The 7,375-nt window shown below is 57.1% G+C and carries 6 protein-coding genes; 5 read left to right on the top strand and 1 reads right to left on the bottom strand.

The features are described 5' to 3' along the window. On the bottom strand, nt 1-1,092 hold a 1,092-nt coding region (locus tag AC1DBQ_RS20025), incomplete at its 3' end, for an SIR2 family protein (RefSeq protein ID WP_476930174.1). A gap of 351 nt (nt 1,093-1,443) precedes the next feature. On the opposite strand from AC1DBQ_RS20025, the gene AC1DBQ_RS20020 reads away from it, so the two are divergent. From AC1DBQ_RS20020 to AC1DBQ_RS20000, 5 genes are all read left to right on the top strand, one after another. Further along, nucleotides 1,444-2,100, top strand: coding sequence for a hypothetical protein (locus AC1DBQ_RS20020; protein WP_476930173.1), 657 nt, complete (start codon nt 1,444-1,446; stop codon nt 2,098-2,100). Then, nucleotides 2,100-2,612: a hypothetical protein gene (locus tag AC1DBQ_RS20015; protein WP_476930172.1), complete on the top strand. Its 513-nt coding sequence runs from the start codon at nt 2,100-2,102 to the stop codon at nt 2,610-2,612. Before AC1DBQ_RS20020 ends, AC1DBQ_RS20015 begins: the two co-directional genes overlap by 1 nt. A 172-nt stretch (nt 2,613-2,784) precedes the next feature. Beyond that, a complete protein-coding gene (locus AC1DBQ_RS20010) occupies nt 2,785-2,955 on the top strand; it encodes a hypothetical protein (protein WP_476930171.1) in 171 nt (56 codons plus the stop codon). Nucleotides 2,956-4,062: 1,107 nt separating this feature from the next. Next, nucleotides 4,063-4,578: a hypothetical protein gene (locus AC1DBQ_RS20005; protein WP_476930170.1), complete on the top strand. Its 516-nt coding sequence runs from the start codon at nt 4,063-4,065 to the stop codon at nt 4,576-4,578. Next, nucleotides 4,566-7,010, top strand: a complete 2,445-nt coding sequence (locus AC1DBQ_RS20000) for a hypothetical protein (protein WP_476930169.1) — start codon at nt 4,566-4,568, stop codon at nt 7,008-7,010. The genes AC1DBQ_RS20005 and AC1DBQ_RS20000 overlap by 13 nt, the downstream gene beginning before the upstream one ends. Nucleotides 7,011-7,375 lie beyond the last annotated feature (365 nt).

Below are 7,375 nucleotides of genomic sequence, written 5' to 3'. Positions count from 1 at the left end.
CTGTACCACCTTGGTTTGGAACTCCCGGAACATGTCAGAGTAGGGGGCCGCGAAGCTTGCGTTTTGTTTTGCCGGCGTTGGGTAGATCAACATGGCTTTGCCGTCCCCGCTTTCGCTTAGCAGCCGCTCGGCCACGGGGAAGAGTCCATTCTCCACTGCATGCCAGTTAAGAGAACCATGAAGCTTCAGGAAGTAGACGAGGTTGTCGAGTGACGTCCAACGCTGGGAAGTCAGGTCAAGTCGCTGCGCGATTGTGTAGCGAAATGACGCCGGGTTGAACCGTTTCTCTACCGAGCCAAGAAAGCCGTTGATATAGGGGACACCGGCACGATCCATCGCGATCTCGTTAAAGAGGTCGTAATTTGTGGTCGCGATGGTAGGGCGAGGCAAAGATCGGGACCTTTGCGAGAGCTTCCGGTAGAAGATCTGGTAAAAGGCGACCACGGTTTCTGCGGACGGTCCGTCTTGCCCTGCCTTGCACGCATCAAAKACGTATCTCTTGATCGCCTCAATAGCAGCGTCTAACGAGACCTTTGCATCGGATAGCGCGCTGTTGTTCGTTTTCGCCAGGGCGAACTGAAACCCATATAACACCTCCATGAGGCGCTCAAGATTCCACGCGTAATCCTCATCGTCTAGAGCTATCCCAAGATCGTCAGCCAACTGGTCCCTGACGGCGTCCGTGAGGCCGTATCGGGTGGCCACCGACCTGTTGGCTTCAGCCAAGATGCCTTGCGCCAGTGGGGCCATCGTAGGAATGCCATGCTCATCATCCCGATTTGGAGCATGAGACGAGCATCMAGAACCTAAGAGGAAAGTCAGATTCTTCGATGAGAGCACTTCGTTGAAGTCATTCTTGGCGATCTCAAAGGGGGAGCGCCGCGCAGCATCATGCTCACCAGCCCTATAGTGAATACCACCCTTGAGGAAGGTGAGCGGACGTGCAATCGGTTCAGCAGTCAAAGGTCCCCCAGGTAAAGGTTTGACGCCGCAGAAATGGGCATCACGGCGGCGTTGGGTGGAGCAGCATTCGTTGGTTGCAGAGCCGCCGTGGCCGCGTCCGCGAAAAGATCTATTGCTCTCGGGTGACATTCTAAGTTCCAAGGTGACGGTCGGTCGTGCACCCAYCTGTCATCGACGCCAGTGTCGTGAAACAACTAGACATGGTGCCTGCGCACCCATGAGAGTCGCCCGGAGTGTTCCTCTAAAGGATCCCCTTCCGGGCTGAGGCCGCCAAATAACGCTGTGAAAACACCGCCATTTGCACCGAAAGTCACAGCTGCGTGGAAGCGGCCCGGGGGGAAGCACGCAAAAGGGTCGTTTTTGACGCGGACACCCGAAAATGCTCCCCAATGGCAGCCACCCACTGCCCAATAAGCACGAGGGCCTAGGAATGTCGGTGCTTTGTCTTATCCTCGGGGAAACTCCCGAGGAAGGTACCCAATGACATCACTCGAGGACGAGGTCCTCACGCACCGGTTCATCTACGTTCCGTGGGTGGACGACAAACCCGTCTACCAAAGCACCCCTCAGTTGGCGTTGTATCTTCAAAAGAAGCACCATGCCCGGTTGACGGTTGTGTGCGCTATGAAGTCGAACGCCCCGGATGGCCTCGGGAAGGTGCCCATCGTTACCGAGCGCAGCGGCAACGTCGTAGATGGCGGGGTTGTCTTCGCTTATTGCCCGACCTACAAGGTGATGAACAAAATAACGGGACTGAAGAAAAGCATCATTTTGGTCGTCGAGTGGCCCACCGAGTCCTACGAGGGGTGGGCTCGCCTTGTTGGGGCGTACAACGTCGCGACAGGGGCAGTGATGTCKACAAACCTCACCGACGAGGGACGCAAGGAACTCGACGGCATCCTGTTCGAGGGCTACAAGGGCTGGCACGACAAYATCGCGGAACGGCTCACGATCAGCCACCTCGAGAAGCTCGCCGCACTGGGTCAGTACGACCGGGGCGTGGTCCTGGCCTACGTACGGCGGGAGAAGAGCGATGACAGCGTGAAGAGTTTCATCAAGATCCTTGATCGGTTCGAAGATACGCAGAAGTCGKCACTGGGCTCTTCAGCCTCCATAAAAGCTGAGGGCGTGCGGTGATGGATGCCTTGGCGAACCCTGCCGTCGGCAACTTAGTTCAGATTTTCCTGGCAATCGTCACTGTCGGGGGCTTGTGGGTTGCTCTGGCCAATGGGAAAAAGGATCGAGCAACGGCGATGTCGCTGGCGGTGGGTGATCGCCGGGCTGCTGATGACCGTGCGGATAGTGACCGTCGGGAGGCTACAGCTGCGATAGAAGACGAGCGGGCCTTCCTCCGTGAGCAGGCCCAGCTACAGATGCAGCTCGATCATGCGTTGAAGATCGTTCAGACCGCCGAGAACTTTCCACGGGGCGACTTCAATATGATCAAGCATTGGGGCCTGTCCATTAGGGCGTCGGTCATCGTCCTGGGTAAGGACCTCGTCCCACAAGCCTGGTCCATATTTATCGACCATGAGCACCGGTGGGAAGACATTAAGGAGGACGTACTGCAAGAGATCAATGACMTGGCCATCCGTACAGCACGTACCTTGAACTGCCCGTCGTGCTACCACGTGCACCGCACCATTTGACGAACGGCGGAACGCCCTAAGGCGGCCAGCCGTGCGGCGTTTGGGTTTGGCGGCTTGCGTGTCGCCGTATGTCGATGCCTGGCCGGGGCCCCTTCCCAACGGGCGGGGACGGACCCTGATGGACCCCGGAGCCAGCCGCGACCAGTACCGGGCCAGATCCGCCGAGGAAACGATGCCACTACCTAAACAGAATCTCCTGACGCAGGGTCCCGTCGATCCAACACTCGAGCTGGAACGCAGCCATGCCCCGCGGCTGACCTTCAACGGCGCCATCCTCGAAACCTGTGAATGTGGCTTGGCCCGGGGCCGGCCGGCAAGTTTGGTGCTGGTCGCATTCTCCTAGACCGTGACTCACTCGAAGCGTGGCCAACCACTTTTCTCCTAATCCCGGACATGTTGCCGTTGTGAGACTAGCTGTTGCTGGACGGCTTTTGAGACAAAAGAAGTGCACGTAGAACAGCAAGATCTTCGACTTTTCTGGCACCTTTGAAAAGACGGCCGGACCGTCTCGGTAATGGATCGTTTGTGAGACCCAGGTTGGTTAAGTGTGAGGGACGGTGCCTAACGCTGCGGTGGACTGGGTATGCGGCTCCCGACCAGCCTAGTCCGGTGAGTGATGGGTAACGCCTATGCAGCCCTCCCCGTATACAGTGCCATCGGCCCGACTCCGAACCTCTTTAGTGCTCGGCCATTCAACTCTGGAGGAGTTCGAACTCAACCACAGATTCACGACGTGGCTGACATCCCGGATGGCATGCAATGAATAAGATGGACCGATGACTACGGAGATAACGCAAGAGCAGGCCGTAGCTATCGTTACTTCGTATCGGACGGATGTTGACAGGTATCGCGATCGCGCACGTTCCGTTGCCACGTTGCTCGCCACCGCGTCAGGGGCATTAGCCGCGGGTTTGGTGTTCTCCAACGTTGGCCAAGCCTTTCCCACTGCGACAAAGGCCGCAGGATATGGCGGCATCTGCATTCTCGCCATAAGCGTCTGCTTTTTCTTGAGTGCCTCGATGTACAGCCTCAAAGACTCTGAGGATTCGGATGACACATCCAGTTCACGCTCCGTTCTGGACTTCGTGAACGCTTCTGACCGGCAGACAAGAGACCTAGTAAGGTCCATCAGGACTCGAACAAAATGGGGTAAGGGTCTCGGCCTCGGTGCACTGGGCTTGCTCCTCCTGATGGTTCCTCTCAGCATCGTGTTTCCTACGGAKCGGTTGAATGTCTCCGTCCAAATGTTGGAACCGCCCTCCGGGATTCGAGACTGCCCGGGCGCCCTGGCCGACATCAGAGGTTCGGTGTCGTCGGCAGACCTTACGGGAACTTCGCAATTAATCCCGGTAGAAGTCGCAGGGGAGCTCTGTGGCGATCCGGTTCCAGCCCAGACGAGGACTMTATATTTTCAACGCTCGAAAGTCCTGATAGCGACAGCACGGAATCCATGACGGCTGAGAAGCTCGTGGTGCACTATCGATCGCTTCTAATAGTCGGCGTTGATTGGGAAGAATCGCTAGWAGACGCAATCGTCGCGGTTCAATCCGACCCGGCACCCGTGCAACTGAACACGCAATCGGGCGAAGACGCTCTACTGCATTTTCTGCTTTACCCTGCAAGCGCTCATCATCTGATCCTCGCAGKAGAGCACATAACAAAAGCGCTGGCTACGATCCATCCCCAGCCCTCTACCCGCATCGTGCTGGCCGCTTGCCAACCGTCGTATCCCCCACTGGATGAAGAAGCCGTGACCGAATTGGCCAACTCGCAACTGGATCCCATTCCCAAGAAGTACGCCATTCGAATGCTTGAACCCTCCAGCCTGCAAGAAGCTGCCGAAAAACACATTCGACTTGCCGTGCGGCATCTGGGCTTTTCTTCCTCTGAAAGCACCGAGGGGCAGAGCGCCGAATCGATCAACTATTTCCTACTCAGAAACGAGGCGCGTCCTTGGAGACTCTAAACGACGGAGCATGGGTAGCAGCTGTAGCGGCTCCTTGGGCGATTGCACCGCACCCTAATTTTTCTCAAAGCGAAGTCAGCGCCGCAAGCGTCATGGCACTCGTAGCTCGCTGCCGCCCAAGCGACCTGGAAAGATACACCGAGCTCCTTCCTGAAGATCCAGATGAATGGGCCTCCGAACTCGTTGATGCTTCCAAACGGTCAGTCCTGATCGGCAGTATTCGTCAGGGTGCCGATGACCTGTGGAAATTCACCGAACGTGGTGATCTGCCCATGGGTGCTCGCATCGCCGCGGCCATGTTTGCCGCTGTCGCCGAAATTGAGCTAGACGAATACCCCTCCGCTATTCAGCGTCTCGACGCGCTTGCTGCGCGCTTAGAAGATCCTTCATCAGCGAGCTCTTCACTAGCCTCGGCGCTTTTACATMAGCAAATCGCCGCTCGGAAGTATGAAGTCTTCGACTACGCAGGAGCACTTCTTTCTCTCGGCTTGGTTGACGCTCTCCTAACTGCAGAGRGGAGCTGGGATCCGTTCACAGTCTCCCCGGGGATCGGCTGGGATTCAGACCTTGTTCAAGACGACATTCGAGAGGCCATCGCCTCCCATTGCCGCGAACTGCGGGCCCGCGTGGAAGGTTTCGAGGGAACTACTTGGGTTCAAGTTGTTAAGTCACGAGCTACTTGGCCGGATCTCAGGGGCGAGCTGTCAGCTGCCTCTCGAGACCGAAAGTACGTGGAGCATCTATTTGAAGAAACCATAGGACCTCGCAAACGCGGCAGAACATTTCGGAACGAAGACCCGGTGATCTCCCCGGCCCTGGAGACGCTTCTAACCGCTGAGTTGTGTGGAGACGTCAATGCGTTCATGAAGGGACGTGAGGCCCTCGCCCAAGTTCGCATCTTGCGCGAATCGGAGGCAACCAAAGAAGAAGATACCTGGGAAGTAAGAGATAGTCTGCGCCTGCTTCGACAGGCAAGAGCAAAGGACAGTTTGAAACGTGCCCTCGAATGGGTCTACATGCGCGGACCCGGCCCCGCGCTATTGGAAGACGCTACGATGATTTTGGGGCGTTCAGGATTCCCCTCAGATATTTCTGAGCTTGATCTAATGGTTCTGGCCTCTGCAGCGCCGTACCTGGACCTAGACATGGTGCAGCGCTCTCTGGGGGGCGCCCTTAGCTTCATTCGCTCCCCTAGACTCGCTGCCCGAATGCGCCATATCGACGAACGCGCCATATGGAACKCGGTTGTTACGTTTCTGCCGGAGACCGGCCTGCACCAAGAAGTTGCGGAAGCAGCCCTAGAAGCAGTCAACGGAAATTTCTCCACAGACCTGATCGAAGGCGAACTTCTACGTCTCTTGGAGACTCTCAATTGGGACGCGGTCACTCAAACGACGGTAATGGGATGGCGGTCATGGGGGGAGCTGAACAAGGACGACAAATATCATGCCCAACTGGCAGTGCGAGCATCAAAAGTAGCGGCACCCGTCCGACATGATCTGGTGCTGRATTCCATGCCTGAGAGTGGACTTCCTCTGTACTTAGTCGCACATCACGACGAATTGCCTGGGATCGCCCCCAGCGTGGTCGCTCGCGCAGAATCAGCCTGTATCGCCGCTTTGGAGGAAATTCGGGAAAGCGCCAGCCACGGTTCAATGTCGTTCGGGGGCACCGACTCCGGAGAGTTGGCCACCCTGTTCGCCCGGCTTTACGAAAGCACGAAGGTTTGGCACGCCGTCGCCCGCTTCCTGACCGACGCAAAAGTTGCCCAGGAAATGAAAGCAAGATCGCTCATCCGGATCGCTGATTACGGTCAGTCCACAGTTCCGGAAGAGGTTGCCTCCATCATGCGCTCCAACTGGGCTTCGATAATMGATTCGGAGCTGCGCGGCGTCTTCCTCGAGCCGGATCCTTCGTCCAAATTCGCCGAAGCGCTGCGGGCAGGTGTAGTTCTTCACATCTTGTCTAGAAATGAAGCCATCGCAGCGGCTACTGAGATGGCGGGCAGTATCTCCGCGGATGAGCGGACTTCGGCAGCAGAGCTGCTTCCTGATGTATCTTCATCGCATCAGGAGTGGGAGTGGGGGCAGCTGCTATTGCTTCAGCTGACTCGAGACATTGATCCTACGGTGCGTTCTCAAGCAGCGCGCAGCCTCGCCCTCGTGGGCAAAGTACAAACGGGCATCTCTCCCCTCGTCTATTCAGCACTCCTAAACTCACTCCGGTCGGGGGGCATTCGAGTTCCACTGTTCACGCTCCATGGCCTCCAAAGAATGGCCACCAGTGATGAGTGGATTCACTACAGCGACGAAGTTCGTTATGAAGTCTCCAAGATGACCACGGAACACCCGGCCAGGATAATCCGGGAGGCAGCTCGTCACGTGATTGATCGCAGCCATCACGAGGACAACGGAAGCAAAAAAGGCTCATGAGGAATACCCGGGTCCACAGCCGTCAGCTGAACTCGCGCGACGAAGCATCCAGAGTCCCACCGCCGTCCCCCTGCTCTGCGTAGCCAACATTCTCGGCGAGGAGTCCACCTACATGCCGCCAGGCCGCCGGCTGCGGAGGCGCAGTTGATCAGCACCAACGGCATGCAGGGACAGGAATCAACAACGCGGATAACAGCGCATACGTGAAGCCGACGACATCAGGGCGATAAAACCGGCTCTTCAAGGTTCAAGGGGAAATTGATTCCCGGATGAGTGTCATGCCGCCGTCCGGACGGCACTTCTCATGAGAATAATCGATTTGTAGTTCCCTGCGTTGCGGTAGCCGCGGGCGGTGCGTTTGATGT

The organism is Arthrobacter sp. 10T413_2 (genome assembly GCF_056394205.1).
This window is presented reverse-complemented; position numbering and strand designations above follow the sequence as displayed.